This is a genomic window from Stenotrophomonas sp. 107298_Sma, from assembly GCF_056480345.1.
The window spans coordinates 3,969,483-3,994,781 of record NZ_CM151094.1 but is presented as its reverse complement, the minus strand read 5'-3'; the positions used below and the strand labels follow the sequence as shown (position 1 = coordinate 3,994,781).

The following is a 25,299-nucleotide window of genomic DNA, read 5'->3' as shown; positions in this document are numbered from 1 at the left end:
GGATCGCGCGCTTCCGCCGGGCATGGCCCGGCGCTACCGGTGCATGAACAGGCCGCAACGACGGGGTCTGGTGGGCGTACTTTCGACCTGCCGCACACGGGCGCGGGACTACCCTTGGCCGTACTGTCCTCGCAGGAGTACCCATGCGGGCCTCCCGTTTTTCCAGTGCTGCCGTGGCGCTCGCCAGCGCCCTGATCCTGTCGGCCTGCGGTGGTCGTGCCGCCGACAGCACCGTGCTGCGCGAATCCTTTGATTCCGGCGATACCTTCTCGCGCACCGTCGATGGCCGCGCGGCTGACGCCTGCGAGGCTGCGCGGCGCACGCTGCTCAGCCAGGGCTACGCAATCGCCCGTTCCGACGACACACAGGTGGAAGGCAACAAGAACTTCCAGCCGCGCGAGGATGACCACGAACAGCTGGTGCTGCGCATCTCCTGCGCGCCGCGTGGCAGCCAGACGCTGGTGTTCGTCAGCGCGGTGCAGGACCGCTACGCGCTGAAGAAGAGCCCGACCTCAGCCAGTGTCGGTGTCGGTGCGCTGGGCTCGGTGTCGCTGCCGTTCGGCAGCAATGACGACTCGCTGGTGAAAGTGGCCAGCAGCACGGTCACCGATGCCGAGTTCTATCGCCGCTTCTTCCAGCGCCTGCAGCAGTATCTGCCAGCGGCCGCAGCCCCGCCCGCGCCGCCTCCGACCGCACCACCGGAACCCGCACCGGCCAGCCTGGACCAGGGTTGAGCGTGCGCGGCAGGTTCATGTGCGTGGCCCTGTTGCTGGCCCCGCCGCTGGTCACGGCAGCTCCCATCGACTGCACGCAGGGCCTGCTGCAGCGGTTGGGCTGGCAATTCGACGAGGCGACGGTGGCCGCGCCACAGGTGCAGGGTGGTCCGGTGTGCACGCGTGCGTCGCTGGCTGAAGCGCAGGCGGCAGGTGATCTGCGCGTGCGCTGGCCGACGGCATTGCCGACCCAGGCTCGACAGGCGCTGCTGCAGCAACTGCTGGACGATCCGGCCACGGTCTGCGCCTATGCCTTCCAGTTGGGGGCAGCCACGCAACGTACGGCCTCGGCATTGCAGGACAACCCGGCCTTCCGCTTCTCCGGCCCGCAGCTGGGCTGGATCGGCTTCGGACTGGAGGGCGCGCAGGCACAGGGCTGGCAGCGCACGCGTAGTTTCGGCCGTGGCTTCGTGCCCAGCGCGGGCAACAGTCAGGCGCTGCAGGCGTTCTACAGCGGTGCCGTGCGTGCCGAATGCGGGGTCGGCCGCCAGGTCGCGCAGCTGGCCACGCAACGAGAGCTGTATGGCGATGCTGCGTTCGATACTGAGTTCGCAGCGGATGAACTGTCGATCGGCACCTTCCTCGCCCTGCACAAGACCGACAGCATCCTGCTTGGCGCGCATGCCGGCGATTTCTTCGCCGATGGCAAGGCGGTGCGCACGTCGGCGATGGGGCGGCAGGCCTTCGTTGGCGTGCCCGGTTTCATCGAGCATGTGTATGACAAGGGCACGCTGGATGACCTGAGCAACCAGGCCGAGAACTTCGTCGTGGTCGAGGTGGGCGAGGGCGCCGCGCAGGCACTGGCTGAGCATGGCGGCCTGGCCTGGTACGACCAGCGCAATGCCGAACTGTGGACGCTGGCGCAGCGTATTCCGCGCGTCGGCCGGCGCTACTTCGAGCGGCTGCTGTTCGAGCGCGACCCGGACCTTCGTGCACGGCTGGAACCGCGCTACCACGACACGCTCGCGCGAATGGACCAGCTGCTGGACGATCCGTTCTACCAGCAGTTCGTGATCTATGTGCACCCGCGCGGTATACGTCCCATCGGCTACCACATCGCCCGCCTGCTTGATCGCAACCCGCGAACGCCGTTTTCGATCGATCTGGCGGTGCACAATCTGCATACCACGCTCTACCGGCGTTGGCGCGAGGCGCAGCTGCGCCACTGCGCGGCTACCGGCAGGCCAGGCAGCCTGACCCTAGACCCCAACTGAAGGTGAAACAATGGACATTGCAATGATCGGCCTCGGCCGCATGGGCGCCAACATGGCCCAGCGCCTGCATCGCGGCGGCCACCGCGTGGTCGGCTACGACCCGGGCGAGGGCGCCCGCCAGCGCGCTGCCGAGGCCGGCCTGGAAGTGGTTGATTCGCTGGCCGCGGCCGTCGCCGCCCTGCCGGTACCGCGCGTGCTGTGGCTGATGGTGCCGGCCGGCGAAACCGTCGACCAGACCCTGGGCCAGCTGACCCCGCACCTGGCCGAGGGTGACATCGTCATCGATGGCGGCAACTCCAACTACCAGGACTCGATCCGCCGCGCCAAGGCGCTGGCCGAGGACGACCTGGGTTATGTCGACTGCGGCACCAGCGGTGGCGTGTGGGGCCTGCAGGAAGGCTACAGCCTGATGGTCGGTGGTGAAGCGTCGGTGGTGGAGCAGGTCGCACCGCTGCTGCGCACGCTGGCACCGGCCGAAGACCGCGGCTGGGCGCGTGTCGGCCCGTCCGGCGCCGGCCACTTCACCAAGATGGTCCACAACGGCATCGAGTACGGAATGATGCAGGCCTACGCCGAAGGCTTCGCACTGATGGAGCGCAAGCAGGAAATGGAGCTGGACCTGGCCCAGGTGGCCGAGGTGTGGCGCCACGGCAGCGTGGTGCGTTCGTGGCTGCTGGACCTTAGCACCGAGGCGCTCAAGCGCAATCCGTCGCTGGATGGCATTGCACCGTACGTGGAAGACTCCGGCGAAGGTCGCTGGACGGTTGCCGAAGCGATCGCACTGGATGTACCGGCGCCGGTGATCACCTTGTCGCTGCTGGAACGCCTGCGCTCGCGTGAATCGAATTCGTTCACCGACCGCCTGTTGTCGGCGATGCGCAACGAATTCGGCGGCCACGCCATCAAGAAGTCGTAATCACTGCGGTGGGGTCGGATCCCTTTCCGCAGGAAAGGGCTCTGACCCCATGAAGCCAGTCGAGCTGGCTCGACTCTACAAAAGCCGTCTCCGATCGTTCCCACGTCATCCACGCCTGGCGTGGATGTGTCGACCAAGGTCGACACCTACCGTCGGGCGCGGACAACTGTCGAAGGCGGAGTGGGTCCGGTTGCGGGGGCGTGAGCGGCCCCCCCGCCATCCCATGGATAGCCAGCTATTGCTTTGACGTTGACGTTGCCGTTGATTCGGCAGGTGCAGGGCGCAGCCCTGCCGGTCACCCCAACTGAACCCGCCGCCCTTCGCGCGCACTGACCATCCCCGCCTCCAGCAACCGCATCAGCTGCAGCGCCTGCATCGGGCTGACCGTCGCTTCGCCGTCACCATGCATCGCCGCCGCGAACTGCGCATACAACCGCCGGTAGTCACCGGGCAGGTTGTCGACAGTACTGCGCTGCACGTTGTCCTCCGCATCGCAGTGCACCCGCTCACCATGCCGTGGATCGATGCCCCAGCCTGGCGCCCCCGGCGCAACCCCACGCCGCAACTGCGCTTCCTGCACGTCCAGGCCGTGCTTGATCCAACTGGCCTTGCTGCCATGCACGCTGAAGTGTGGTGTCTGCGCCGCAACCAGCGAACCGGCATGCACGATTGCGCGAAGCCGTGGGTAGTGCAGCACCGCATGGAAGTAATCGATGCCGCTGCCGCCTTCGCGCTGCACGGCCAGATCGGCATCGATCGACTGTGGCCAGCCGAACAGCTCCAGCATCTGGTCCAGCAGGTGCGGTGCCAGGTCGTACCACAGGCCGCTGCCGGGGCCATCCTGCTCGCGCCAGCGGTCGCGCACCTGCGGCCGGTAACGGTCGAAGTGCGCGTGGCATTCGGCAACATCACCCAGCACGCCTTGCGCCAGCAGTGCCTGCAGGGTGAGGAAGTCGGCGTCGAAGCGCCGGTTCTGGAACACCGTAGCGATGCGCCCGGCGTCGCGCGCCGCAGCCAATACCGTTTCCGCTTCGGCCACGTCCAGCGCGAACGGTTTGTCGACCAGCACGTGCTTGCCCGCGGCCAACGCCGCGATGGCCAGCGGAGCGTGTTGTTCGTTCGGTGTGGCAATCACTACCGCATCCACTGCAGGATCGCCGAACACTTCCTGCGGCGTGGCACGCACGTGCACGTCGCTGAACGCGCGCAGCAGCGTGTCGCGTTGCGAACTGACGATGCTGTGCAGCACCAGGCCGGGCGTGTGCTGGATCAGGGGCGCATGGAAGACGCGGCCGGCGAGGCCGTAGCCGATCAGGGCCAGTTGCAGGTCGGGGCGCATGGCAGAGCTCCGGCAGTGGGGAAGGGCAGGGTAAACGACGGGGGATGGCAGGCCAAAACTGAACCGTTGCCGTTGGAAACGCTTTGATTCACGGCGGCATGACCGTAACGCCACGCCTGCTCTACGCCGGTGTGTCCAGACTGGCAGCACATCCCGAAGGAGTACGACACGATGAGCAATACCACCCGCACGCTGATTGCTTCCGCCCTGACGCTGGGCCTGGCGCTGTCCTCCTCGGCCGCATTCGCCAAGGATCCGGCCGCGAAGAGCCCGCCGACCAGCACTCATCCGGCCACCCACGCCGACCGCCATGATTCCAACGAGCCGGTGACCGACAGCTGGATCACCACCAAGGTGAAGGCCGACCTGCTGGCCAGCAGCAACGTCCCGGGCACCGAAATCAAGGTGGAAACGGTGAATGGCGTGGTCAGCCTGAGCGGTGCCGTGGCCACCCAGGCCGAGAAAGACAAGGCGGTCACAACTGCCAAGGGCATCAAGGGCGTGACCCGCGTCGATGCCGCCGCATTGAAGGTCAGCGCGGCCGCCAAGCGCTGAACCCGGTGGGCGCCCCGCATGGGGCGCCCACTGCCCGGGTAGATTCGAGTTTCCTCGGCTCGCTCCACTGCAGATCAACCCCCGAGTCAACCGCCCGAGCAGTCGAGCGACCTCGACTCTACGAAGCAGAGCCGACGGCCCCGCCCGGCCCTACCGTGGGTTTCCGGAGCCCGTTCAGCCAACCAGGCTGGAAACTCCAGAGTTGTGACCGCCTGCGCTATATTGCCCGTTCCGCCGCAGCCGGGCCGGTATCGGCCTACGCTCCGCGGCAGTGCTGACGAGGAACTATGGCGCAGGTTTTCAGTGATGACGTCTGGGATCGCTGGCGATTGCCGGCCCTGGCGCTGGCGGCTGCCGCGATCATCGTGGTGCCGTGGTTGACCCTGCGCAAACTGCAGCAGGACAACGAACAAGCGATGGCCTGGGTCAGCCACACCCAGGCCGTGGGCGTGGCCCTGCAACAGCTGCAGGCCGATGTCCGCGATGTCGAATCGGCTGCGCTGACGCTGTCCAAGGGTGTGGACGCGCCGGGCCTGCGTGAGCGCATGGCCAAAGCGAATGAAATACCGGGCCGGCTGGCCCAGCTCGGCCGCATGACCCGCGACAATCCCGAACAGCTGATCCGCATCGGCCGCATCGAGTCGATGCTGGACGGGCGCTTGGCGGTCGCGCGCGAGCTGGCCAAGTCCGAACCGAACAGCGACCAGCGTGAACTGGTGCAGGACCTGAGCACGCGTTACCCGATCCGTGGCCTGGTCGAGGAGCTGCAGGCCAGCGAGGAAAAGTTGCTGGCTCTGCGCGCCGAGCAGGCCGCACGCCAGCGCAGGCAGACCGAGTTTGTTTCCTGGAGCTCGCTGGTGGTGCAGCTGGCCCTGCTGGGCCTGGTGCTGTGGTTGTTGCAGCGGCAGATCGGCCGCCGCCTGCATGCGGAGCAGCAATCGCAGCGCTCGGCCGCGCGCGCGGCGTCGGTACTGCAGACTGTGCGTGAGCCGATCGTGCTGCTGGATCGTGAGTTGCGCGTACAGCTGCACAATCCTGCATTTGCTGAGCTGTACGGGTTGCAGGATGAGCGTGCCGATGGCCTGCTGCTGGAATCGGTCGGTGATGGCGCCTGGCGGGATCCGGTCATGCGCCAGCGACTGTCCGATGTGCTGCTGCGTGGCCGCGAACTATGGGACTTCGAGCACGAACAGCGCGCCGCCGACGGCATGGTGCGCTACATGCTGCTCAACGCCCGGCGCATGCCGCTGCCCGATACCGATGACGAGGTGGTGCTGATGACCGTCAGTGACGTCACCGTGCAGCGGGCCGTGCAGCTGCGCGTGGAAGAGCTGAACCGCCAGCTGGAGGGCAAGGTGGCGCAGGTATCGGAGGTCAACCGCGAATTGGAGGCGTTCAGCTATTCGGTCTCGCACGACCTGCGTGCGCCGCTGCGCCATGTTGCTGGTTTCTCCGACAAGCTGTCGCGCCATCTGGGCGAGCAGGCCGACGACAAGAGCCGCCATTACCTTGAAGTGATCTCCAGTTCGGCGCGGCGCATGGCAGCCCTGATCGACGACCTGCTGGTCTACTCGCGCCTGGGGCGCGTGGCGATGCGCCAGCAGGCGGTGGACATGCAGTCGCTGGTGGCCGATACCCGTGCCATGCTCGATTCCAACCTGCAGGCCGAGGCCGAAAACAACGGCCATGCGCATCAGGTGGAGTGGAGCATCGCACCGCTGCCGATCGTGGTCGGCGATGAAAACATGATCCGCCAGGTCTGGCTGAACCTGCTCGGCAACGCGGTGAAGTACTCGGGCAACCGCGAGCCGGCAAAGATCCGCGTGGACTACCAGCTGCAGCCCGACGGTGGTCATCAGTTCACGGTCAGCGACAATGGTGCAGGCTTTGACATGGCGTACGCCGCCAAACTGTTCGGTGTGTTCCAGCGCCTGCACAAGGCCAGCGACTACCCGGGTACCGGCATCGGCCTGGCCAGCGTGCGCCGCGTGCTGACCCGCCATGGCGGCCGTATCTGGGCAGAAGCCGAGCCTGACGTCGGCGCCACCTTCCACTTCTACCTGCCTCCCGCGATCGACGCGGACAAACAAGGTCCCTCTGCATGACGACTCTGCGCACCATTCTTCTCGCCGAAGACAGCCCGGCCGATGCCGAAATGGCAATCGACGCTCTGGAAGAGGCGCGTCTGGCCAATCCCATCGTGCACGTCGAAGACGGCGTGGAAGTGATGGACTACCTGCTGCGCCGCGGCGCCTTCGCCAACCGTGAGGAAGGCCTGCCGGCGGTGCTGCTGCTGGACATCAAGATGCCGCGCATGGATGGCCTGGAAGTGCTGCGGCAGATCCGCGAGCACGAAGAACTCAAGCGCCTGCCGGTGGTGATCCTGTCGTCCTCGCGCGAGGAAAGCGACCTCGCCCGCAGCTGGGACATGGGCGTGAACGCCTACGTGGTCAAGCCGGTGGACGTGGACCAGTTCTTTGGCGCGGTGCAGACCCTGGGCAAGTTCTGGGCGTTGATCAACCAGGCACCGGAACTCGAGTGAGCCCATGCCCCTGACCGGTCCCGCCCTGGGGGCGCTGCGCATCCTGCTGGTGGAAGATTCCCCGGAAGATGCCGAGCTGATGTCCGAACAGATGCTCGATGCGGGCCTGGAAGCCCGTTTCGAGCGTGTCGAGAGCGAGGTCGAGCTGCGCCAGGCGCTGGCTGCGTTCGTGCCGGACATCGTGCTGTCCGACCTGAGCATGCCGGGGTTCTCCGGTGACGATGCACTGCGCATCGTGCGTGAGACCTCACCGGAAGTGCCCTTCATCTTCGTCTCCGGCACCATGGGTGAGGAGAACGCAGTGGCGGCGCTGCAGAAGGGTGCCAACGACTACATCATCAAGCACCTGCCGGCGCGCCTGCCGTCGGCGGTGGCGCGCGCGATCCGCGAGGCGCGCAGCGCTGTTGAACGCGCACGCGTGGAAACCGAGCTGATGCGCGCGCAGCGGCTGGAGAGCCTGTCGCTGCTCGCCGCCGGCCTCAGCCATGACCTGCGCAACATCCTGCAGCCGCTGCTGATCATGCCGGACCTGCTGAAGGCCCGTACCGACGATCCACAGCTGCACCACCTGGCCGACGTCATCGCCGAGTGTGGTCGTCGTGGCCACGAGATGGCCGAATCGATGCTGTCGTTCGTGCGTGGCTCGCGCAAGCCGAGTGAACGCATCGAGATCGATGGCCTGTTCGATGCGGTGGCACTCCTGTTGCGCAGCAACGTGCCCGATGCCGTGCGCCTGGAACTGCAGGTGCAGGACCAGGGCCTGGTGGTCGATGCCAATTACACAGAGCTGCAGCAGGTGATGTTGAACCTGGCGCTCAACGCGATCCAGGCGATGCCCAACGGGGGCCGGCTGAGCCTGACCGCCAGCCATGCCGGCCAACGCGATGGCGTGGACTGGATGCAGATCCGTGTGGTCGATGAGGGCATCGGCATGGATGCGGACACGCTCTCGCACCTGTTCAACCCGTTCTTCACCACCAAGGCCGATGGCACCGGCCTGGGCCTGATTTCCTGCAAGCGCATCGTTGAAGGCGCCGGCGGCAGCATCCACGTCAGCAGCCAGCCGGGGCAGGGCACCTGCTTCGAACTGCGTCTGCCGATGCATGAGGCCATTGATGGCAGCGAGCCGATCGAGCAGCTGGTGGCGCTGGGCAGTGGCCAGTCGATCCTGGTGGTCGATGGCGAAGCCACCCGCCTGTCGCTGCTCGGCAATGCGCTGTCCAGCCAGGGCTATCAGCTGCAACTGGCGTCCGATGGTCCGGCGGCGCTGCGCTGGATGCAGCAGGAGGCGTTGCCGGCACTGGTGATCGCCGACGCCGGTTCCAAGCTGCTGCCGGCCAGTCAGCTGCTGGGCGAGATGGCTGTACTGGGCTATCGCGGCCCGGCGCTGGTGCTGGAAGACGCAACGGTGGATGTATCGGCCGATGCATTCCCCGCTGGCGTGGAAGTGCATGTGCTGCGCAAGCCGCTGCAGATGCAGCAGGTGTTCCGCGCGGTGGCCGAAGCGCTGGGCTGACGCCGCGGTAGTGCTGGCCGCTGGCCGGCGTCTGCGTGTGGTGGGATCATTGCGGTTGCCGGCCAGCGGCCGGTACTACCGTTCGGCGGTTTCCCACGGAAACCGCGGCAGGCTGTCCACCGCCTGTTCCAGCCGCCGCGACCAGTTCTGGTGGATGTCCGCATACAGCGCTGAATCCGCACCCAGCCGCAGCTGCTGGCCGATGCGCAGTTCGCCGTCGCGCAGCAGCGCCAGGTCGATCGGCAGGCCCACCGACAGGTTGGAGCGGATGGTGGAGTCCAGCGAGACGATGGCCGTGCGTGCGGCATCTTCCAGGCGTGTTGCCGGGCTGAGGATGCGGTCGAGGATCGGCTTGCCGTACTTGGATTCGCCGATCTGCAGGTAGGGCGTCTCCGGCGAGGCGGCGATGGCGTTGCCCAAGGGGTAGACCATGTACAGCCCTGGGCGTTCACCGGCAACCTGGCCGCCGAAGATCAGCGTGGCCTGGGTGTTGACCCCGTCATGGCCGTGCTCGCTGTGCTCGGTCTTGACCTGGCTGTCGACCAGCAACTGGCCGACGTAGGCCGCGGCCTCGAACAGGTGGGCCATGTCACGCAGGTTGGGCGTACGCCGCTCGTCGGCGTCGCGGACCAGGCGCGACACCAGCAGCTGGGTGGTGGCCAGGTTGCCAGCCGCCATCAGTACGTAGGCTGCCTGGCCGGGGTACTCGAACACGTGCAGCTTGCGGTGCACGCGCACATCGTCCAGCGAGGCATTGGTCCGGGTGTCGGCGGCGAAGACCAGGCCCTCGTCCACCTCGATTCCAACGCAATAGGTCATGTCGGTGCCCTATCATGTGCGTCCCGGATTGTAGGCAGGCCGCCGTGACGACGGCATGTCCACGCCCCCCCAAGTGCCGTCACCTGAACCGCATGACCACCGTGCTCCTGAGCCTGGGCAGCAACGTCCAGCCCCGCCGCTACCTCCACGCCGCGGTGACGGCCCTGCGCGAGCGCTTCGGCGCGCTGCAGGTGTCACCCGCCTACCGTACCGCTGCGGTCGGCTTCGATGGCCCGGCCTTCCTCAACAATGCGGTGGCGATCGAGACCGACCTGCCACTGCAGGAACTGGACGACTGGCTGCATGCGCTGGAAGACGCGCACGGGCGTGACCGCAGTGGCCCGCGCTTCTCCGACCGGACCCTGGACATCGATGTGGTGTTCTACGGCGACCTGGTGGTGGAGGGCCCTGGCCACCTGCGCATCCCTCGCCCGGAGCTGAAGCATGCCTTCGTACTGAAGCCGCTGGCGGACATTGCGCCGGGCTTCGTCGACCCGGTCAGCGGCCAGGACCTGGCCACGCTGTGGCGTGCGCACAGGCAGTTTGGCGAAGCGTTCGAGGTCGTGGACCTCGAATGAAGGGGTCAGATCCCTTTTCCTGCCTGGAAAAGGGATCTGACCCCATCATGCATCCCGGCAACGCCTCAGCTGACCGTACGCCCGCCATCCACGCGCAGGGTATGGCCGGTGACGAAGCTGGCATCGGCCACCAGCCAGTACACCGCCTCGGCGATCTCTTCCACGGTGCCGATCCGTGCCAACGGCGTGCGCGCCAGCAGCGCCTCGCGGGCGAAATCGTCCTTGCCCTGTTCCGGCCACAGGATCGCGCCGGGGGCGACCGCGTTGACCCGCACCTTCGGCGCCAGTTCCAGCGCCAGCGAGCGGGTGGCCATCTCCAGCGCGGCCTTGGCCATCGTGTAGGCGATGTGGTCGCGCATCGGGTCGGTGCCGTGCAGGTCGGTCAGGTTGACGATGCAGCCGTGTTGGCGGCGCAGGTACGGAGCTGCCGCCTGCGACAGCAGCAGGGGCGCCCGTGCATTGACCGCGTAAAGCTCGTCCATCGCCTCGGCGGTGACCTGGCCCAGCGGGGTAGGGAAGAAGTTGGAGGCGTTGTTGACCAGCGCATCCAGGCGGCCGAAGTGGGTCACGGCCTGTTCCACCAGATCGGTCAGCGCGTCGGCGTCACGCAGGTCGGCCTGCAGCGCCAGCACGCTGCCGGGGCGCACGTTGTCGAAATCGAACGCGGCCTGCTGCAGCTCGGCGCTGGAGGTGTTGGCATGCAGCACCACCGACCAGCCACAGGCATGGAACTGGCGGGCAATGGCCGCGCCGATCCGGCGCGCGCTGCCGGTGATCAGGACCACGGGGGTGGTGTCGCTCATCGAGGGTCCTCCAAGGCTCGGCTATCCTGTGCACCATTGTCACCGCATTCGAAGACGCCATGCAGCCCACCTTCCCTCTGCCCGAAGCCGATGCCCTGGCCCACAGCGACCAGCTGGCCGCCGCCCTGCGCGCTGAAATCCTTGCGCAGGGCGGGGCGATGCCGTTCTCGCGGTTCATGGAGCTGTGCCTGTATGCCCCCGGCTGGGGCTATTACAGCGCCGGCGCCAGCAAGTTCGGCGGCAGCGGCGACTTCACCACCGCGCCCGAGCTCGGCAGCCTGTTCGCCGGCAGCGTGGCCAATGCACTGGCCCCGGTGTTCGCCCAGTTGGGCGCGCAGGCGCGCATGCTGGAGCTGGGCGGCGGCACCGGCGCCTTCGCCGAAGCCGTGCTGCTGCGCCTGGCCGAGCTGGACGCACTGCCGGCGCGCTACGCCATCCTCGAACCCAGTGCGGACCTGCGCGAGCGCCAGCAGCAGCGTCTGCAGCAGAACCTGCCGGCCGAGCTGGCCGCGCGCGTCGACTGGGTCGACCGCCCGTTCGAAGAGGATTGGGAGGGCGTGGTGTTCGCCAACGAGGTGATCGATGCGCTGCCGACTCCGCGCTTCCTGATCAGGGACGGCGAGGTGTACGAGGAGACCGTCGAGCTCGATGGCGATGGCAACTTCATCCGCGGAGCGCAGCCGGCCGACATCCTGCTCAACGGTGCGGTGCGCCATCTGGAACGCTACCTGGAAAAGCCCTTTGCCGAGGGCTACCGCTCCGAAGTGCTGCCGCAGCTGCCGTATTGGCTGCAGGCGGTGGCCGGTGGCCTGCAGCGCGGTGCAATGCTGTTCGTCGACTACGGCTACAACCGTGGCGAGTTCTACATGGAAGATCGCGATGACGGCACCGTGCGCGCGTTCTATCGCCAGCACGTGCACAACGAGATCTACCGCTGGCCGGGCCTGCAGGACATCACTGCTTCGGTCGATTTCACCGCGCTGGCCGAAGCTGGCCTGCACGGTGGCTTCGAGCTGGCTGGCTACTGCAGCCAGGCCAGTTTCCTGCTCGGCAACGGCCTGGACCAGGTGCTGCTGCTGGCCGAGGAACGCACCGATGAGGTCGGCCGCATCCAGCTGCGTGACCAGGTGAAGAAGCTGACCCTGCCGACCGAGATGGGCGAGCGCTTCCAGGCTATCGGCCTGCAACGGGGCGTCGATTTCGAGCCGGCGTTCGAGCTGGGTGACCTGAGCTGGCGCCTGTGAGTGACGTGTTGCCGGTGATCAAGCCGCTGCAGCGGCCGCGGCTGTGGGCCGTGCTGTGGGCGCTGGCGGTGCTGTTGGTGATCGTGGTCTGCCTGATCCCGCCGCCGCCGATCCCGCTGCCGGAAAACAGCGACAAGGGCGAGCACTTCCTCGCCTATTTCATCCTCGCCGGCAGCGCGGTGCAGCTGTTCCGTCGTGGCCGCCCGCTGCTGTGGGTGGGCGTGGGCCTGGTGCTGATGGGCATCGGCATCGAGTTCGCGCAGGGCACACTGACCAGCAACCGCATGGCCGACCCGATGGATGCGCTGGCCAACACGATTGGCGTGCTGGCCGGCATGGCCACCGCGCTGACCCCGCTGCGCGACCTGCTGCTGCGCTGGCGGGGGTAAAGGCGTGCCAACCACGGTTGGCACCTACCAGTAGATCCACGCCAAGCGTGGATGGAATTTCAGTAGATCCACGCCAAGCGTGGATGGACTGCCCGAGGTGCCGACCAAGGTCGGCACCCACCAGGACAGACCTGCCGTTATTTCCCCAGCGTCACCTCATCCAGCACCCACATCGCCCGGCGCGTATCGCCGGTGAAGTTGATGCACAGGTCACCGGTGCCCTGCGTACCCTTCGGCAGCGTCGCACGCAGGGTCACGAAGCCATCGGCATCCGGCTTGGCCGGCAGCGGCACTTCAGCCAGCACCTTGCCGCTGCAGTCGCCGCGACGCACCAGCATCTCGCCATGCGCACGCTTGGCCTTCTCGAAGCGGCGCTTGGGTTCGTCATGGGCCAGCTGGAAGTAGTACGGAATGCGGCCAGCACGTACCTCCACGCTGCCGACGCCCTCCAGCTGCGCTTGCGGCCAGCGCCAGCACGGCTGGAAGATGTCCACGTTGAACACTGCACGCGTTCCCTCGCGCGGGCCATCGTCTTCCAGGCGCAGCACCAGCCCCTTCTTGCCTACGCAGCTGAGCAGTTCATCACTGCGGCGGCTGAGCAGTGACTGCGCGGTGAACGTGGCGATGGTCGGTTTCGCGGCCAGCATCTGGCCCTGGTAGAACGCAGCGGCCTGCACGGTGGCGGGCAGCTGCGCCGTCAGCGGCTGCTGGTACAGCGGCGACTGCGCGGTCACCGGCTGGCCATCGGTGCTGTAGCGCACTTCATAGCCCAGCGGATTGGCCAGCGACACGGTCACGGTGTTCTTCGCGCGATCATCGGTGTAGTCCACGCCTACTTCGAATGGAGTCTGCGCATAGGCCAGGCCCCAGGCGCGGTAGCGCTGCAGTTGTGCCGGCAGGCGTGCGAGGAAATCGCGGAAATCGCGGTGTTCCGGCGTGCTCCAGCCGGTTTCGGCCACGGCGGCCAGGCGCGGGAACAGGTTGTGCTGCAGGCGTGCATAGCTGCGCGTGTGTTCGGTGAACATGTTGGCCTGCAGGCCGAGAATGTGCCCGCGCTTGTCGGCGGCCAGTTCGGCCGGCACCGGCTCGAAGTTGTAGAGCTTGCCGAGATTGACCTGGGTCGGGCGGCCAGGCGGTTCGTTCGGCGAGGCCGTCTGCAGGTAGTCCAGGTACAGGTAGCCGACCGGCGACATGATCACGTCATGCCCGGCACTGGCCGCAGCGAGGCCGCCTTCGGTGCCCTGCCACGACATCACCGTGGCCTGTGGCGGCAGCCCGCCTTCGAGGATCTCGTCCCAGCCGATCAGGCGCCGGTCGTGTTCCTCCAGGAAGGTCTCCAGACGCTTGATGATGTGGCTCTGCATGGCCATCTCATCCTTGATGCCCAGCGCACGCATGCGCTGCTGCACCTGCTTCGAAGCTTCCCACTGGTCCTTCACTGCCTCGTCGCCACCCACGTGCACGTACTTGGCCGGGAACAGCGCGATCACTTCTTCCAGCACGTTCTCCAGGAAGGTGACGGTACTGTCTTCCACGTTGAACAGGTTCGGGAACACGCCCCATTCGCTGATCGGCTTCAGCGGCGTGCTGATCGAACCCAGCTCCGGATACGCGGCGATCGCGGCGGTGGCATGGCCGGGCACGTCGATTTCCGGAATCACCTGGATATGCAGCTTGGCGGCGTAGGCGATCACTTCGCGGATCTGCTCCTGCGTGTAGAAGCCGCAGTAGGGATGCTCCTGGCCAGTGACCGGATCGATGCCACCGTCGCCGGCCGGCAGGCGGCAACTGCCCACTTCGGTCAGCTTCGGGTAGCGCTTGATCTCCATGCGCCAGCCCTGGTCATCGGTCAGGTGCCAATGGAACGTGTTGAGCTTGTGTGCGGCCATCGCGTCGAGCACGCGCTTGATCTCGTCCAGGCTCTGGAAATGCCGCGCCGAGTCGAGCATGAAGCCGCGCCAGCTGAAGCGCGGCGCGTCCTGGATCTGCACCGCTGGCAGCACCCCATTGCTGCCGCCGGTGGCGAGCTGGGCGAGGGTGGTCGCGCCGTAGAACAGGCCGGTCTCGTTGCCAGCCTGCACCAGCACGCCCGTCGCCGTACTTTCCAGCGTGTAGCCCTCACCGCTGTCGCGGAAGGTCGGGATGATCTGGAAACGGATGCCGCCGTCCTGGGCGGCCGACTTGCCCTTGGCCAGCGCAAGGCGCGGGCCTCCGCTGCGCGCCAGCAGGTCGGCGAACTGGCTGGCGACCCGCTGCGCGGCCTCGCCTTCGGCATGCAGCGGAGTGCCAGCGCGTACGCTGATGCCGCTGCCCTGGCCGGCTTGCACTTGGGTGGGTGCGGGAATCAGCATCAGGCTGCCGGCGCGCAGCTGCGGGCCAGGAGCTTCAGCGACGGGGGTGGGATCGGCGGCGAGTGCCGGCATCGCCGGCAGCATCGCGAACAGGCTGCCCAGCAGCAGTGCGCTGCGCATCCGGGCGCGGGAAGGCTTGACCATCGGAACGACTCCTTGGAACGGTGCGATGAACGCTATACATGAAAAACGCCGGGCCCGGAATGACCCAGGCCCGGCGTGCGTGCACGACTCGGCGATGTAGCCGCCGCTGGATCAGTACTTGAAGCGGAAGTTGAGGTAGTACTGGCGACCGTTGCTGTAGAACGAGGTCGGGATGGCCGCGGTCTGGTAGTACTTGTAGGTCGGGTTGTTGAGGTTCAGCGCATCGAAGCTGATGCTCAGCCAGTCGGTGGCCTTGTAGCTCAGCGATGCCGACAGCGTGCCGAAGTCATCCTGGTAGTAAGGGTTGGCACCGGACAGGCCGATCAGGAACGACGAACGGCGGGTGTAGCTGACGCGTGCACCGAAGGTGTCGTTCTCGAAGTAGGCACCCACGTTGTAGGTGTTCTTCGAGGTGCCCAGCAGGTTGTCGGTGCCATCGGCCCAGGTGTGCTCGGTGCTGCCATCGGCGTAGGTGTAGTTGGCGTTGACGCCGAAGTACTCGCCGATCGGCTGCTCATAGGCCACTTCGATACCGCGTACCTTGCCGTCGGCGTTCTTCGGACGCGAGATGTCGTACTCCTCGAGCCGGTTGGTCAGCTCGCTGAACAGCATCTGCTTCTCGGTGCTGAAGGCCACGTAGTCCTTCAGGCGCATCGAGTACGCACCGACCGACAGCATGCCGCGCGGCATGAAGTACCACTCCAGGTTGGCGTCGAAGTTGGTCGAGATCACCGGCTTCAGCTTCGGGTTGCCGCCGCCGCCCTTGCGGTTCAGATCCGAGCCGTACGAAGACGCACCCAGTGCGGAGTAGTCAGGCAGGGTCTGGGTCTGGGAGGCGGCGAGGCGCAGCACCAGGTCGTCGCGCAGGTCGTACTTGAAGTTGGCGCTCGGCAGCACGCGGTTGTGCTTGTTCTCGAAGGCTTCGCGGGTCCACGCACCGAACAGGCTCTTCACGTCCGGCACGGTCGAGCCCGTGGCGGTGGCGTAGGTATCGATGTCCTGCTTGATGTTGACGTAGCGCAGGCCGACGTTGCCGCTCCAGCGGTCGCCGCTGAAATTGCCCTGCACGTAGGCAGCGAAGTTCTTTTCGGTCACCTTCCATTCGGCGCCGTAGTTGTGGCGGCCATCCGGACCATCATTGCCCGACAGCCATTCGGAATTGTTGGTCACCGCATTGCGCAGCGCTGCCGGGGTGTAGTACCAGATGTTGCGCGGGAAGTTGCCGCCGATGTCGCCGGCGAAGCCACCCGGGTAGTTGGCGGTGGGGCTGCCGCGCAAGGCGTCCCAGATGTTGCCCGGGGTGGCGCCTTCCGGCGACTTCGCTTCACGCGTGTGGTCGGCGTAGCGGGCGCCGAAATCGATCGAGCTCAATACGCCAGCATTGAAGTACTGGCTGAAATCGACGTTGGCCCACTTTTCCTTGTCGATCGCAGTGACCTGCTGGTTACCCCAGGTACCGCCCCAGCTGGCGCCGGCAGGGCTGATATCGCCCCCCACATTCCAGTCCACGGGCGAGCCGTTGCCATGGGTGGTCCAGCTGGCGCCACCACCGTTGGCGGTCAACAGCTCTGCGATGTACTGGCGCGGCGTTTCGCCAGTGCCCTTGGTGGTACCGGCCTGGAACTTCGCAGTCAGGTTTTCGCTGACCTGCCAGTCGGCATCCAGGGTGATGTAGTTGGTCTTGGCCGTCGACTCGCGGTAGATCATGTCGTACACCGCGTAGTTCGTGCCTGGCTTGCCGACGTAGCTTGCCTGGGTCAGCACCCCATCCTTGACCACGTAGCCCGGATCAGGCGCCTGCGACTTGCCGAAGCTGTTGCCGAACATCATGAAGTTGCGGTTGTAGTTGTTCGCTTCCAGCTTGGAGCTGAAGCCGCTGAGTACGAAGCTCAGATCGTCGGTCGGCTTGAACTGCAGCGAAACCAGGCCGCCGGTACGCTTGCGGGTCTGTTCAAACAAGGTCGAACCCAGCAGGCCCGGAACCTGTACGCCGACCAGATCCGGGTTGGTCTTGGCCACCGGATCGTTGGCTTCGATAGTGAAGAAGCCACCCGGAATTTCCTGCGCTTCACGGCGCAGCTCGCGCTTCTGGCTGAAGGCCTGCAGCATCACGCCGAAGGTGCCTTCATCGTTCTTGTAGTTGAACAGGGCAGACAGCTGCGGGTCGTTCGACTTGGCCTGGTCCGAGCGCACCGCGCCGATCGAGCCTTCAGCGGTGAACTGCTTGGAGAATTCCAGCGGCTTGCGGGTGATGATGTTGACGGTACCGGTGGTGCCGCCGTCCTGCAGCTTGGCCTGCGAGGACTTGTTCACTTCCACCGAGCTGACCAGTTCCGACGGCAGCAGCGAGTAGCTGACGCTGCGGCCGACGTTGTTGCCCTGGCTGAGCACGAACCAGTCGGCGGAGCCGACGGTGTGGCCGTTGATCAGGGTCTGGGTCAGGCTCGGGCTGGTGCCGCGAAGGCTGACACGGTCGGCTTCGTCGAAGCCGCCTTCATCGGCGCTGGACGAACTGATGTTGACGCCCGGCAGGCGCTGCAGGGTGTCGGCGACGTTGTGCGCGGGCAGTTTGCCCACGTCTTCGGCAGTGACCACTTCCACGCGCGCATTGGCTTCGCGCTTGGTGTCCAGCGACTTTTCCATCGAACCGCGGATGCCGGTGACGGTGACGGTGTCCAGATCGGTGGCGGTCTGGGGGGCCTGCTGCGCGTGCGCACTGAAGGCGATGCAGCTGACGATGGCGGCCGAAAGCAGGGTCTTGCGGGTGTTCATGATGTCTCTCCTCATCACTCGAATGGATGCCGGCGGCGGTGTTCGATTACGGTTGCGATGACATGCGCGGGGCGGCGGCGAAGTCCCGTGCGTTGGCGTGCCACGTACTGCGTGCTGCGATTGCGTTGAAGCCTGTTGCGGTGTCAGGCGGCGGACTGCTGCTGCAGGTACCAGCTGGCAGCGCCGACCACGCCCAGCTGGCCGTGTTCGACCACCTTCACCGGGATGCGTGCCAGCGCTTCGCCCATCGGACCCTTCTGCAGGTAGCGTTCGACGAAGGTGCTGCCGCGCAGGTATTCGCGGATCTGCGGCAGGATGCCGCCGGCCAGGTAGACGCCGCCATGGGCGCCGTAGAACAGGGCCATGTCGCCGATGGTGCTGCCGAGCAGGCCGCAGAACACATCCAGCGCCTGGCGCGCATGCGCATCGGTATCGGCCATGGCCGCTGCGGTGACCGCGTCGGGGCTGGCCAAGGTCGGTGCCTGGTCCTGCAGCGCACACACTGCGCGGTACAGGTTCATCAGGCCCGGGCCGGAGATTGCGTGTTCGATCGACACGTGGGCGCGGTCACGCTGCATGTGGCGGACGATGGCCATTTCCAGTTCGGTGCTGGCCGCCAGGGTCGGCTGGCCGGCTTCGGTCGGCAGCACCACCGGGCCGTGCGCGGTGGGAATCCACAGCGCCGCGCCAAGCCCGGTGCCGGGGCCGACCACCAGGGTCGGGCCACGGGCAGCGGTGTCCGGCCCGCACAGGTGCAGCACGCCACTGGCGTCAACCTGCGCGGCTGCGTAGGCCACTGCTTCGAAGTCGTTGACGATGTAGACCCGCTGCAGGCCGACGTCGGCTTCCACCTGGCGGGCTGACAGCGGCCACGGCAGGTTGGCGGTGATCACCGTGCCGTCTTCGCGGGCATAGCCGGCGCTGGCGACCACGCAATGGGTAGGACGCACGCCTTCACCCAGGAAATCGGACAGGATCGCGCTGAGGCCAGCATGGTCGGCATTGCGGTACTTGCGGTATTCCAGCACCTGCACCGGATGGGCAGCATCACCGCTGGCCTGGACCCGGGCAACGCGCACATGGGTGCCACCGACGTCGGCGGCCAGGAACGAGGGCGCGACTCGGGACAGGACATGGGCCGGGGCGGGGTGGCTGGCGGTCACGCGGGCTCCTGCTGCAGGTGGGGCCGGCCCCGGGATCGGGGGCGGCGATTGGGGCGGAGTCTGTAACCCCGCTGACAACGATGTCAACGAGTTCGTGACACTTTCGTTGCTGCATCGCAACGAATGCGATAGGCAGTAAACGTTTACATGGCGTGAGTGCGGGTTTCACGTTGGAACCATTGCCGCACATGGCCCAAGGCCTCCGGCGCATTCAGCACGAGGCGCCGCGATCGGGTTGCGCAGTGCAGCACGAGGTTCACAGGGCTGCGCGTGGAAGTTGACAAACCGCAGCTGTCCATCGAAAGAATGTGACAACGTTGTTCCCAGCCACTCTCCGACGCCGCGTTCTGCGGCCGTCGCCGCAGGAGCCCTCCTGATGTCCGCCGTCCCCGCTGCAAGCGCGCGCCCGAACGTGGCCACCTCCATCGCCATCGTTGGCGTGTTGTTCTTCCTGATCGGCTTCTTCACCTGGCTCAACGGCCCGCTGATCACCTTCGTCAAGTTGGCCTTCGAACTCAGCGAGGTCGGCGCCTTCCTGGTGCTGATGGTGTTCTACCTGTCCTACTTCTTCCTGGCCTTGCCGGCGTCGTGGATCCTGCGCCGTACCGGCATGAAGAAGGGCCTCAGCCTGAGCCTGCTGGTGATGGCCGGTGGTGCCGCGTTGTTCGGTGAATTCGCCACCCAGCGCTGGTACCCGGGTGCGCTCGGCGGCCTGTTCGTGATCGGCAGCGGCCTCGCCCTGCTGCAGACCGCGATCAATCCCTACATCTCCATCCTCGGCCCGATCGAGACCGCGGCGCGGCGCATCGCGCTGATGGGCATCTGCAACAAGATCGCCGGCATGCTCGCTCCGGTGTTGATCGGTACCGTGGTACTGCATGGCATCGGTGACCTGTCGGCCACGGTGGCCGCTGCGGACGAAGCCACCAAGGCGCAGCTGCTCAACGAATTCGCCGCCAAGATCCACGCGCCGTACCTGGCCATGGCCGGCCTGCTGGTGGTGCTGGCGGTGGCCGTGCTGTTCTCGCCGCTGCCGGAAATCAAGTCCTCCGAGGCCAACGCCACGCCGGTGGCTGCCGGTGCCGCCGAGCGCCGCAGCATCTTCCAGTTCCCGCACCTGTGGCTGGGCGTACTGTGCCTGTTCGTCTACGTGGGCGTTGAGGTGATGGCCGGAGATGCGATCGGCACCTACGGCCATGGTTTCGACCTGCCGCTGGACCAGACCAAGATGTTCACCTCGCTCACCCTCGGCGCGATGCTGGTGGGCTACGTGGTCGGCCTGCTGCTGATCCCCAAGGTCGTGTCGCAGTCGCGCTACCTGACGATTTCGGCGGTGCTGGGCGTGGTGTTCTGCCTCGGTGCCTGGGCCACCCACGGTTATGTGTCGGTGGCCTTCGTGGCCCTGCTGGGCTTCGCCAACGCCATGATGTGGCCGGCAATCTTCCCGCTGGCGATCCGCGGCCTGGGCCGTTTCACCGAGACCGGCTCGGCGCTGCTGGTGATGGGCATTGCCGGTGGCGCGATCATTCCGCAGCTGTTCGCCGTGCTCAAGCAGCACATCGACTTCCAGCTGGTGTTCGTGCTGCTGATGGTGCCCTGCTACCTGTACATCCTGTTCTATTCGGTGATCGGCCATCGCGCCGGCCTGCCGCAGGACAAGGTCTGATCGGCGATGATGGACGGCAGCCAACCCCAGGGGAAACCGATGCGCAGAGCGACCATCAAGGACGTTGCGGAGAAGGCCAAGGTCTCGCTGAAGACGGTCTCGCGGGTGATCAACAACGAGCCTTCGGTGATGCAGGCCACCCGTGCACGGGTGCTGCGTGCCATCGCCGAACTCGATTACGAGCCCGATCCGTCCGCGCGCAACCTGCGCAGTGGCACCACCTTCGTGATCGGGCTGGTCTACGACAACCCGAACCCGTACCACATCATCGGCGTGCAGAACGGCGTGCTGGCCGCGTGCCGCGAGACCGGCTTCGGCCTGCAGATCCATCCCTGCGATTCCAGCTCGCCGCTGCTGGCCGACGAGCTGGCCGATTGGGTGCAGCGTTCGCGCCTGGCCGGTCTGGTACTGACCGCGCCGATGTCCGAGCGTCGTGACCTGATCCAGGCGCTGACCGCGCGCGGCATCAAGCTGGTACGCATCATCGCCGCCACCGAAGACCCGGCCGACGGCGCCTGCGTGTTCGTCGACGACCGTGAGGCCGCCTATGAGATCACCGAGCACCTGATCCAGCTGGGCCACCAGCGCATCGGCTTCCTCTGGGGGGGCATCTCGCACCGTTCCTCGGGCGAGCGCTACGCCGGTTACGAAGCCGCGCTGAAGGACTACGGCATGACCGTGGACAAGCACCTGGTGGTGCAGGGCGACTACACCTTCGACGATGGTTTCCGTGGTGCGCGCCGCCTGCTGGCGCTGCGCGAACCGCCCACGGCCATCTTCGGTTCCAACGACGAAATCGCCGCCGGTGTGCTGGCCGCAGCGAAGTCGGCCGGCATGAACGTGCCGTACGACCTGTCCATCGCCGGCTTCGAGGACAGCCCGTTCTCGCGCCAGTCATGGCCGCCGCTGACCACCGCCAAGCAGGCCACCGAAGACATCGCCCGCCATGCCGCGCGCCTGCTGATCGCACAGCTGCGCAGCGACGCCTACGACGACGCGCCGGCACCGCTGCACAACCAGGGCTTCGTGCCGCAGCTGGTGGTGCGCGGTTCGACCGCGCCGATGCGCCCGGCCGGCGCACGCCCCCTTCCTTCCGATCCTGCCTGAGCCTGCCATGTCGCTGTCAGACCCCACTTCCACCCTGATGTTCGCCGAAGCCGCTGAAGCGGCCGACGTGGTCGCCCGCCAGTTCTCGCGCAACCACGCGACCATGGAGACCCTGGCCGCCAGCCTGCGCGCGGCGCCGCCGCCGTTCGTGGTCACCTGTGCCCGTGGCAGCTCCGACCATGCCGCCACCTACGGCAAGTACCTGCTGGAAACCCAGCTGGGCCTGGTGGTGGCCTCGGCCTCGCCGTCGGTGGGGTCGGTCTATGCCGCACCGCTGCAGCTGCGCGGCGCGCTGTTCATCGTCATCTCGCAGTCGGGCAAGAGCCCGGACCTGCTGCGCAACGCCGAGGCCGCCAAGGCGGCCGGCGCGCGCGTGATCGCGCTGGTCAATGTCGAGGATTCGCCGTTGGCGCAGCTGGCCGACACGGTCATTCCGCTGCATGCCGGTGCCGAGAAGAGCGTGGCAGCGACCAAGAGCTACCTTGCTTCGCTGGCCGCATTGCTGCAGCTGGCCGCGTACTGGAAGCAGGACAGCAGCCTGCGCAATGCGCTGGATCTGCTGCCGGATGCGATGCGCGAGGCCTGGCAGTGCGATTGGACGCCGGTGACCGAGGGCCTGGTCGAGGCGACCAATCTGTTCGTGCTGGGGCGCGGCTTGGGGCTCGGCGCGGCGCAGGAAGCTGCATTGAAGTTCAAGGAAACCTGCAGCCTGCATGCCGAGGCCTACAGCTCGGCCGAAGTGAAGCACGGCCCGATGGCGCTGGTCGATCGCGGTTTCCCGGTGCTGGCTTTTGCCCAGCCCGACGAAACCGGCGCCGGCACTCGTGCTGTCGTCGAAGAATTCACTTCGCGTGGCGCGCAGGTGTGGATGGCCGGTGCCGGTGGCAACCTGCCGGTGGCCGCCGCGCCGCACCCGCTGTGCGCACCGCTGCTGACCGTGCAGAGCTTCTACCGCGCGATCAACGCGCTGGCACTGCGTCGTGGCTTCAACCCGGACCTGCCGCCGCACTTGAACAAGGTCACGGAGACGGTGTGATGGCAACGGTCCTGCGCAACGCTCGCGTCCTTGCCGGCGACGAGTTCCGTGATGATCTGGCGGTGGTGATCGAGCACGGACGCATCAGCGCGCTGCTGCCCGATGCAGCGCCGCAACTGGGCCAGGCTGCCGAGCAGTTTGATCTGGGCGGTGGCTGGCTGCTGCCCGGTTTCATCGATGTGCAGGTCAATGGCGGTGGTGGTGCGCTGTTCAACAACACGCCGGACGTGGCGGCACTGCGCACCATCGCGCAGGCGCACCGCCGCTTCGGTACCACCGCGATGCTGCCGACGCTGATCAGCGATGACGTGGGCGTGATGCGTGAAGCCATCGATGCGATGCGCGAGGCGATCGCGCAGGGTGTGCCAGGCGTGATCGGCATCCATCTGGAAGGACCGTACATCGCGCCGGCGCGCAAGGGCACGCACGATGCCAGCAAGTTCCGCGTACCGGACGAAGATGAGATCGCGCTGGCCGCCTCGCTGGACAACGGCGTGACCCTGCTGACGCTGGCACCGGAACGCGTGCCGCTGGAAACCATTCGTGCGTTGGTCGAGCGCGGTGTGATCGTTGCCGCTGGGCACACCGCAGGCACCTACGAAGAGATCCGTGCCGGCCTGGATGCCGGCGTGCGTGGCTTCACCCATCTGTACAACGCGATGTCGCCGCTGCAGGGGCGTGAGCCCGGCGCGGTTGGCGCTGCGCTGGAAGACCGCGACAGCTGGATCGGCATCATCGTCGATGGCGTGCATGTACATCCGGCCAGCCTGCGCGTGGCGCTGGCAGCCAAGCCGCGCGGCCGCCTGTTGCTGGTCACCGATGCGATGCCACCGGTGGGTGCCGATGAACCCAGCTATGTGCTGTATGGCGAAACCATCACCGCCATCGATGGCGTGGTGCGCAATGCCGCCGGTTCGCTGGCCGGCTCGGCGCTGGACATGGCCACTGCCGTGCGAAACACCGTGCAACTGCTCGGCCAGCCGTTGGCAGAAGCCGCGCGCATGGCCTCGACCTATCCGGCGCAGTTCCTCAACGTTGACGATCGTCTGGGTCACATCGCCGAGGGCTACCAGGCTGACCTGGTGCTGCTGGATGATGCCCTGCAGGTGCGTGGTACCTGGATTGCCGGACAGTACGAGGCTGCCTGATGAACAGTACGCCGCCACGCCGGCTGGGCTCGATCGATGCCCTGCGCGGCATCACCGTGGCGGCGATGCTGCTGGTCAACAACCCGGGTGACTGGAGCGCGGTGTTCGCGCCGCTGCGTCATTCGGAATGGCATGGCTGCACGCCCACCGATCTGGTGTTCCCGTTCTTCCTGTTCCTGGTCGGCGTGTCGATGGCCTTCAGCGTGGCGCCACGCGCGCTGGACACGGCGGCGCGACCCGCGTTGGCGCGCGGCGTTCTGGAGCGCGCACTGCGCATCCTGGTGGCCGGTGCGCTGCTGCATCTGCTGATCTGGTGGGCGCTGCATACCCATCACTTCCGCATCTGGGGCGTGCTGCAACGGATCGCGGTGTGCGCAGCCTTGGTGGGTGTACTGGCGGTGTATGCACGGCCGCGCGTGCAGTCCGGCGTGCTGGTCGCGCTGCTGGTGGGCTATACCGTGTTGCTGCTGGGCATCGGTGATCTGGCGCCATGGACCAACCCGGCCAGCCGCCTGGATACCACGCTGTTCGCACCGTGGATCTACCAGTGGCATGCCGATACCGGGCTCGGACATGACCCGGAAGGATTGCTGAGTACGCTGGGCGCGCTTGCCAGCACGGTGCTCGGCCTGCTTGCCGGTGGCCTGCTGCGCAACGGGCGTTCGGCGGCGTTGGCCGGGCTGGGCGTGGCGACCGCTGTGCTCGGCCTGCTGCTGGCCATCGTGTTGCCGCTGAACAAACAGCTGTGGACGCCCAGCTACGTGCTGTGGGCCGGCGGCCTGGCCGCGCTGGCGCTGTGGCTGGGCCACGTGTTGATCGACCAGAAGGGCTGGCCGGCGCTGGGCCGTCGCTTCGGCGTCAATGCGATCACCGCGTATCTCGGGGCATCGGTGATGTCGGTGGCATTGATGGCGACCGGTGCCTGGGGCTGGATCTGGCAGCAGCTGGCCACCGCGATGCCGCAGGCGCTCGAGCTGGCATCGATGCTGCAGGCTGTGGCGTTCGTCGCCCTGTGGTGGGGCGTGGCGTGGTGGCTGGACCGGCGGAAGATCTATCTGAAGATCTGATGGCACTTCATCCACGCATGGCGTGGATCCACCACATGGGGCAGTAGATCCACACCATGCGTGGATGCTCTCCGCCCGGCTCGCGCCCGCCGCCATGATGAACAGTTTCAGCCACGTAGAGGTGAGGTGATGCCCGATCAAGTTCGCATCTGAACTG

General features: G+C 66.7%; 21 protein-coding genes. 15 read left to right on the top strand and 6 right to left on the bottom strand.

All coding sequences use genetic code 11. The annotated features are described in order from the left end of the window. Positions 1 to 143: 143 nt before the first annotated feature. The 3 genes from ACZK2G_RS18535 to gnd are packed head-to-tail and all read left to right on the top strand — an operon-like array spanning position 144 to position 2,903. Complete coding sequence (locus tag ACZK2G_RS18535; RefSeq protein WP_295378966.1) at positions 144 to 734, top strand: DUF2242 domain-containing protein; 591 nt, start codon at positions 144 to 146, stop codon at positions 732 to 734. Between the two features lie 17 nt (positions 735 to 751). Further along, positions 752 to 1,987, top strand: a complete 1,236-nt coding sequence (locus ACZK2G_RS18530; RefSeq protein WP_136638983.1) for a hypothetical protein — start codon at positions 752 to 754, stop codon at positions 1,985 to 1,987. Between the two features lie 10 nt (positions 1,988 to 1,997). Then, positions 1,998 to 2,903 (top strand): phosphogluconate dehydrogenase (NAD(+)-dependent, decarboxylating), encoded by a 906-nt coding sequence (gene gnd, locus ACZK2G_RS18525; protein WP_046986309.1) that lies wholly within the window; start codon positions 1,998 to 2,000, stop codon positions 2,901 to 2,903. 295 nt (positions 2,904 to 3,198) lie between these two features. Here gnd and ACZK2G_RS18520 read toward each other — a convergent pair whose 3' ends face one another. Continuing rightward, positions 3,199 to 4,242, bottom strand: coding sequence for an oxidoreductase (locus ACZK2G_RS18520; RefSeq protein ID WP_426355133.1), 1,044 nt, complete (start codon positions 4,240 to 4,242; stop codon positions 3,199 to 3,201). Positions 4,243 to 4,413: 171 nt separating this feature from the next. Here ACZK2G_RS18520 and ACZK2G_RS18515 point away from each other — a divergent pair, with 171 nt between their 5' ends. The 4 genes from ACZK2G_RS18515 (at position 4,414) to ACZK2G_RS18500 (ending at position 8,855) form a co-directional block, all read left to right on the top strand. Further along, positions 4,414 to 4,797: a BON domain-containing protein gene (locus ACZK2G_RS18515; protein WP_012512120.1), complete on the top strand. Its 384-nt coding sequence runs from the start codon at positions 4,414 to 4,416 to the stop codon at positions 4,795 to 4,797. Positions 4,798 to 5,084: 287 nt separating this feature from the next. Then, on the top strand, positions 5,085 to 6,902 hold the full coding sequence (locus ACZK2G_RS18510) for a sensor histidine kinase (protein ID WP_046986311.1): 1,818 nt from the start codon (positions 5,085 to 5,087) through the stop codon (positions 6,900 to 6,902). Next, positions 6,899 to 7,339 carry a response regulator gene (locus ACZK2G_RS18505; RefSeq protein WP_005411057.1) on the top strand — a complete coding sequence of 147 codons (441 nt, stop codon included), beginning with the start codon at positions 6,899 to 6,901 and terminating at the stop codon, positions 7,337 to 7,339. Before ACZK2G_RS18510 ends, ACZK2G_RS18505 begins: the two co-directional genes overlap by 4 nt. Before the next feature lie 4 nt (positions 7,340 to 7,343). Then, positions 7,344 to 8,855: an ATP-binding response regulator gene (locus tag ACZK2G_RS18500; protein ID WP_012512119.1), complete on the top strand. Its 1,512-nt coding sequence runs from the start codon at positions 7,344 to 7,346 to the stop codon at positions 8,853 to 8,855. A 75-nt stretch (positions 8,856 to 8,930) separates the two neighbouring features. Here ACZK2G_RS18500 and ACZK2G_RS18495 read toward each other — a convergent pair whose 3' ends face one another. Further along, positions 8,931 to 9,674 carry a proteasome-type protease gene (locus ACZK2G_RS18495; protein WP_046986314.1) on the bottom strand — a complete coding sequence of 248 codons (744 nt, stop codon included), beginning with the start codon at positions 9,672 to 9,674 and terminating at the stop codon, positions 8,931 to 8,933. Positions 9,675 to 9,766: 92 nt separating this feature from the next. Between ACZK2G_RS18495 and folK the strand changes: the two genes are divergently transcribed. After that, on the top strand, positions 9,767 to 10,252 hold the full coding sequence (gene folK, locus ACZK2G_RS18490; protein ID WP_253078733.1) for a 2-amino-4-hydroxy-6-hydroxymethyldihydropteridine diphosphokinase: 486 nt from the start codon (positions 9,767 to 9,769) through the stop codon (positions 10,250 to 10,252). Positions 10,253 to 10,317: 65 nt separating this feature from the next. Here the strand turns inward: folK and ACZK2G_RS18485 are convergent, their stop codons facing one another. Next, positions 10,318 to 11,055 (bottom strand): pteridine reductase, encoded by a 738-nt coding sequence (locus ACZK2G_RS18485; RefSeq protein ID WP_006391894.1) that lies wholly within the window; start codon positions 11,053 to 11,055, stop codon positions 10,318 to 10,320. Between the two features lie 59 nt (positions 11,056 to 11,114). Here ACZK2G_RS18485 and ACZK2G_RS18480 point away from each other — a divergent pair, with 59 nt between their 5' ends. Together ACZK2G_RS18480 and ACZK2G_RS18475 are read left to right on the top strand one after the other, a co-directional pair. Further along, positions 11,115 to 12,299: a class I SAM-dependent methyltransferase gene (locus ACZK2G_RS18480; RefSeq protein WP_478474074.1), complete on the top strand. Its 1,185-nt coding sequence runs from the start codon at positions 11,115 to 11,117 to the stop codon at positions 12,297 to 12,299. Beyond that, positions 12,296 to 12,688, top strand: a complete 393-nt coding sequence (locus tag ACZK2G_RS18475) for a VanZ family protein (protein WP_478474072.1) — start codon at positions 12,296 to 12,298, stop codon at positions 12,686 to 12,688. The genes ACZK2G_RS18480 and ACZK2G_RS18475 overlap by 4 nt, the downstream gene beginning before the upstream one ends. 137 nt (positions 12,689 to 12,825) lie before the next feature. On the opposite strand, the gene ACZK2G_RS18470 is transcribed toward ACZK2G_RS18475, so the two are convergent. The 3 genes from ACZK2G_RS18470 to ACZK2G_RS18460 form a co-directional block, all read right to left on the bottom strand. Beyond that, a complete protein-coding gene (locus tag ACZK2G_RS18470) occupies positions 12,826 to 15,183 on the bottom strand; it encodes a beta-N-acetylhexosaminidase (protein ID WP_478474071.1) in 2,358 nt (785 codons plus the stop codon). A gap of 111 nt (positions 15,184 to 15,294) precedes the next feature. Further along, positions 15,295 to 17,955 (bottom strand): TonB-dependent receptor, encoded by a 2,661-nt coding sequence (locus tag ACZK2G_RS18465; protein WP_136638959.1) that lies wholly within the window; start codon positions 17,953 to 17,955, stop codon positions 15,295 to 15,297. A gap of 143 nt (positions 17,956 to 18,098) precedes the next feature. Further along, positions 18,099 to 19,118 carry a glucokinase family protein gene (locus tag ACZK2G_RS18460; protein ID WP_136638960.1) on the bottom strand — a complete coding sequence of 340 codons (1,020 nt, stop codon included), beginning with the start codon at positions 19,116 to 19,118 and terminating at the stop codon, positions 18,099 to 18,101. A gap of 376 nt (positions 19,119 to 19,494) precedes the next feature. On the opposite strand from ACZK2G_RS18460, the gene ACZK2G_RS18455 reads away from it, so the two are divergent. Genes ACZK2G_RS18455 through ACZK2G_RS18435 form a run of 5 tightly spaced genes read left to right on the top strand, consistent with a single transcriptional unit; the run spans position 19,495 to position 25,142 of the window. Then, positions 19,495 to 20,784: a sugar MFS transporter gene (locus ACZK2G_RS18455; protein ID WP_006391721.1), complete on the top strand. Its 1,290-nt coding sequence runs from the start codon at positions 19,495 to 19,497 to the stop codon at positions 20,782 to 20,784. A gap of 39 nt (positions 20,785 to 20,823) precedes the next feature. Further along, on the top strand, positions 20,824 to 21,891 hold the full coding sequence (locus ACZK2G_RS18450) for a LacI family DNA-binding transcriptional regulator (RefSeq protein ID WP_006391719.1): 1,068 nt from the start codon (positions 20,824 to 20,826) through the stop codon (positions 21,889 to 21,891). 7 nt (positions 21,892 to 21,898) lie between these two features. Then, positions 21,899 to 22,927: an SIS domain-containing protein gene (locus ACZK2G_RS18445; RefSeq protein WP_097048877.1), complete on the top strand. Its 1,029-nt coding sequence runs from the start codon at positions 21,899 to 21,901 to the stop codon at positions 22,925 to 22,927. Beyond that, positions 22,927 to 24,075 carry an N-acetylglucosamine-6-phosphate deacetylase gene (gene nagA, locus ACZK2G_RS18440; protein ID WP_136638962.1) on the top strand — a complete coding sequence of 383 codons (1,149 nt, stop codon included), beginning with the start codon at positions 22,927 to 22,929 and terminating at the stop codon, positions 24,073 to 24,075. The genes ACZK2G_RS18445 and nagA overlap by 1 nt, the downstream gene beginning before the upstream one ends. Further along, a complete protein-coding gene (locus ACZK2G_RS18435; RefSeq protein WP_478474069.1) occupies positions 24,075 to 25,142 on the top strand; it encodes an acyltransferase family protein in 1,068 nt (355 codons plus the stop codon). The genes nagA and ACZK2G_RS18435 overlap by 1 nt, the downstream gene beginning before the upstream one ends. The last annotated feature ends 157 nt before the right edge of the window (positions 25,143 to 25,299 follow it).

Coding starts and splice junctions, on each gene's coding strand:
- ACZK2G_RS18520 (WP_426355133.1), bottom strand. CDS start 4,242: ATGCGCCCCGACCTGCAACTGGCCCTGATCGGCTACGGCCTCGCCGGC.
- ACZK2G_RS18485 (WP_006391894.1), bottom strand. CDS start 11,055: ATGAGCGACACCACCCCCGTGGTCCTGATCACCGGCAGCGCGCGCCGG.
- folK (WP_253078733.1), top strand. CDS start 9,767: ATGACCACCGTGCTCCTGAGCCTGGGCAGCAACGTCCAGCCCCGCCGC.
- ACZK2G_RS18435 (WP_478474069.1), top strand. CDS start 24,075: ATGAACAGTACGCCGCCACGCCGGCTGGGCTCGATCGATGCCCTGCGC.
- ACZK2G_RS18465 (WP_136638959.1), bottom strand. CDS start 17,955: ATGAACACCCGCAAGACCCTGCTTTCGGCCGCCATCGTCAGCTGCATC.
- ACZK2G_RS18515 (WP_012512120.1), top strand. CDS start 4,414: ATGAGCAATACCACCCGCACGCTGATTGCTTCCGCCCTGACGCTGGGC.
- gnd (WP_046986309.1), top strand. CDS start 1,998: ATGGACATTGCAATGATCGGCCTCGGCCGCATGGGCGCCAACATGGCC.
- ACZK2G_RS18530 (WP_136638983.1), top strand. CDS start 752: ATGTGCGTGGCCCTGTTGCTGGCCCCGCCGCTGGTCACGGCAGCTCCC.
- ACZK2G_RS18505 (WP_005411057.1), top strand. CDS start 6,899: ATGACGACTCTGCGCACCATTCTTCTCGCCGAAGACAGCCCGGCCGAT.
- ACZK2G_RS18535 (WP_295378966.1), top strand. CDS start 144: ATGCGGGCCTCCCGTTTTTCCAGTGCTGCCGTGGCGCTCGCCAGCGCC.
- ACZK2G_RS18480 (WP_478474074.1), top strand. CDS start 11,115: ATGCAGCCCACCTTCCCTCTGCCCGAAGCCGATGCCCTGGCCCACAGC.
- ACZK2G_RS18500 (WP_012512119.1), top strand. CDS start 7,344: ATGCCCCTGACCGGTCCCGCCCTGGGGGCGCTGCGCATCCTGCTGGTG.
- ACZK2G_RS18470 (WP_478474071.1), bottom strand. CDS start 15,183: ATGGTCAAGCCTTCCCGCGCCCGGATGCGCAGCGCACTGCTGCTGGGC.
- ACZK2G_RS18495 (WP_046986314.1), bottom strand. CDS start 9,674: ATGACCTATTGCGTTGGAATCGAGGTGGACGAGGGCCTGGTCTTCGCC.
- ACZK2G_RS18450 (WP_006391719.1), top strand. CDS start 20,824: ATGCGCAGAGCGACCATCAAGGACGTTGCGGAGAAGGCCAAGGTCTCG.
- ACZK2G_RS18445 (WP_097048877.1), top strand. CDS start 21,899: ATGTCGCTGTCAGACCCCACTTCCACCCTGATGTTCGCCGAAGCCGCT.
- ACZK2G_RS18510 (WP_046986311.1), top strand. CDS start 5,085: ATGGCGCAGGTTTTCAGTGATGACGTCTGGGATCGCTGGCGATTGCCG.
- nagA (WP_136638962.1), top strand. CDS start 22,927: ATGGCAACGGTCCTGCGCAACGCTCGCGTCCTTGCCGGCGACGAGTTC.
- ACZK2G_RS18455 (WP_006391721.1), top strand. CDS start 19,495: ATGTCCGCCGTCCCCGCTGCAAGCGCGCGCCCGAACGTGGCCACCTCC.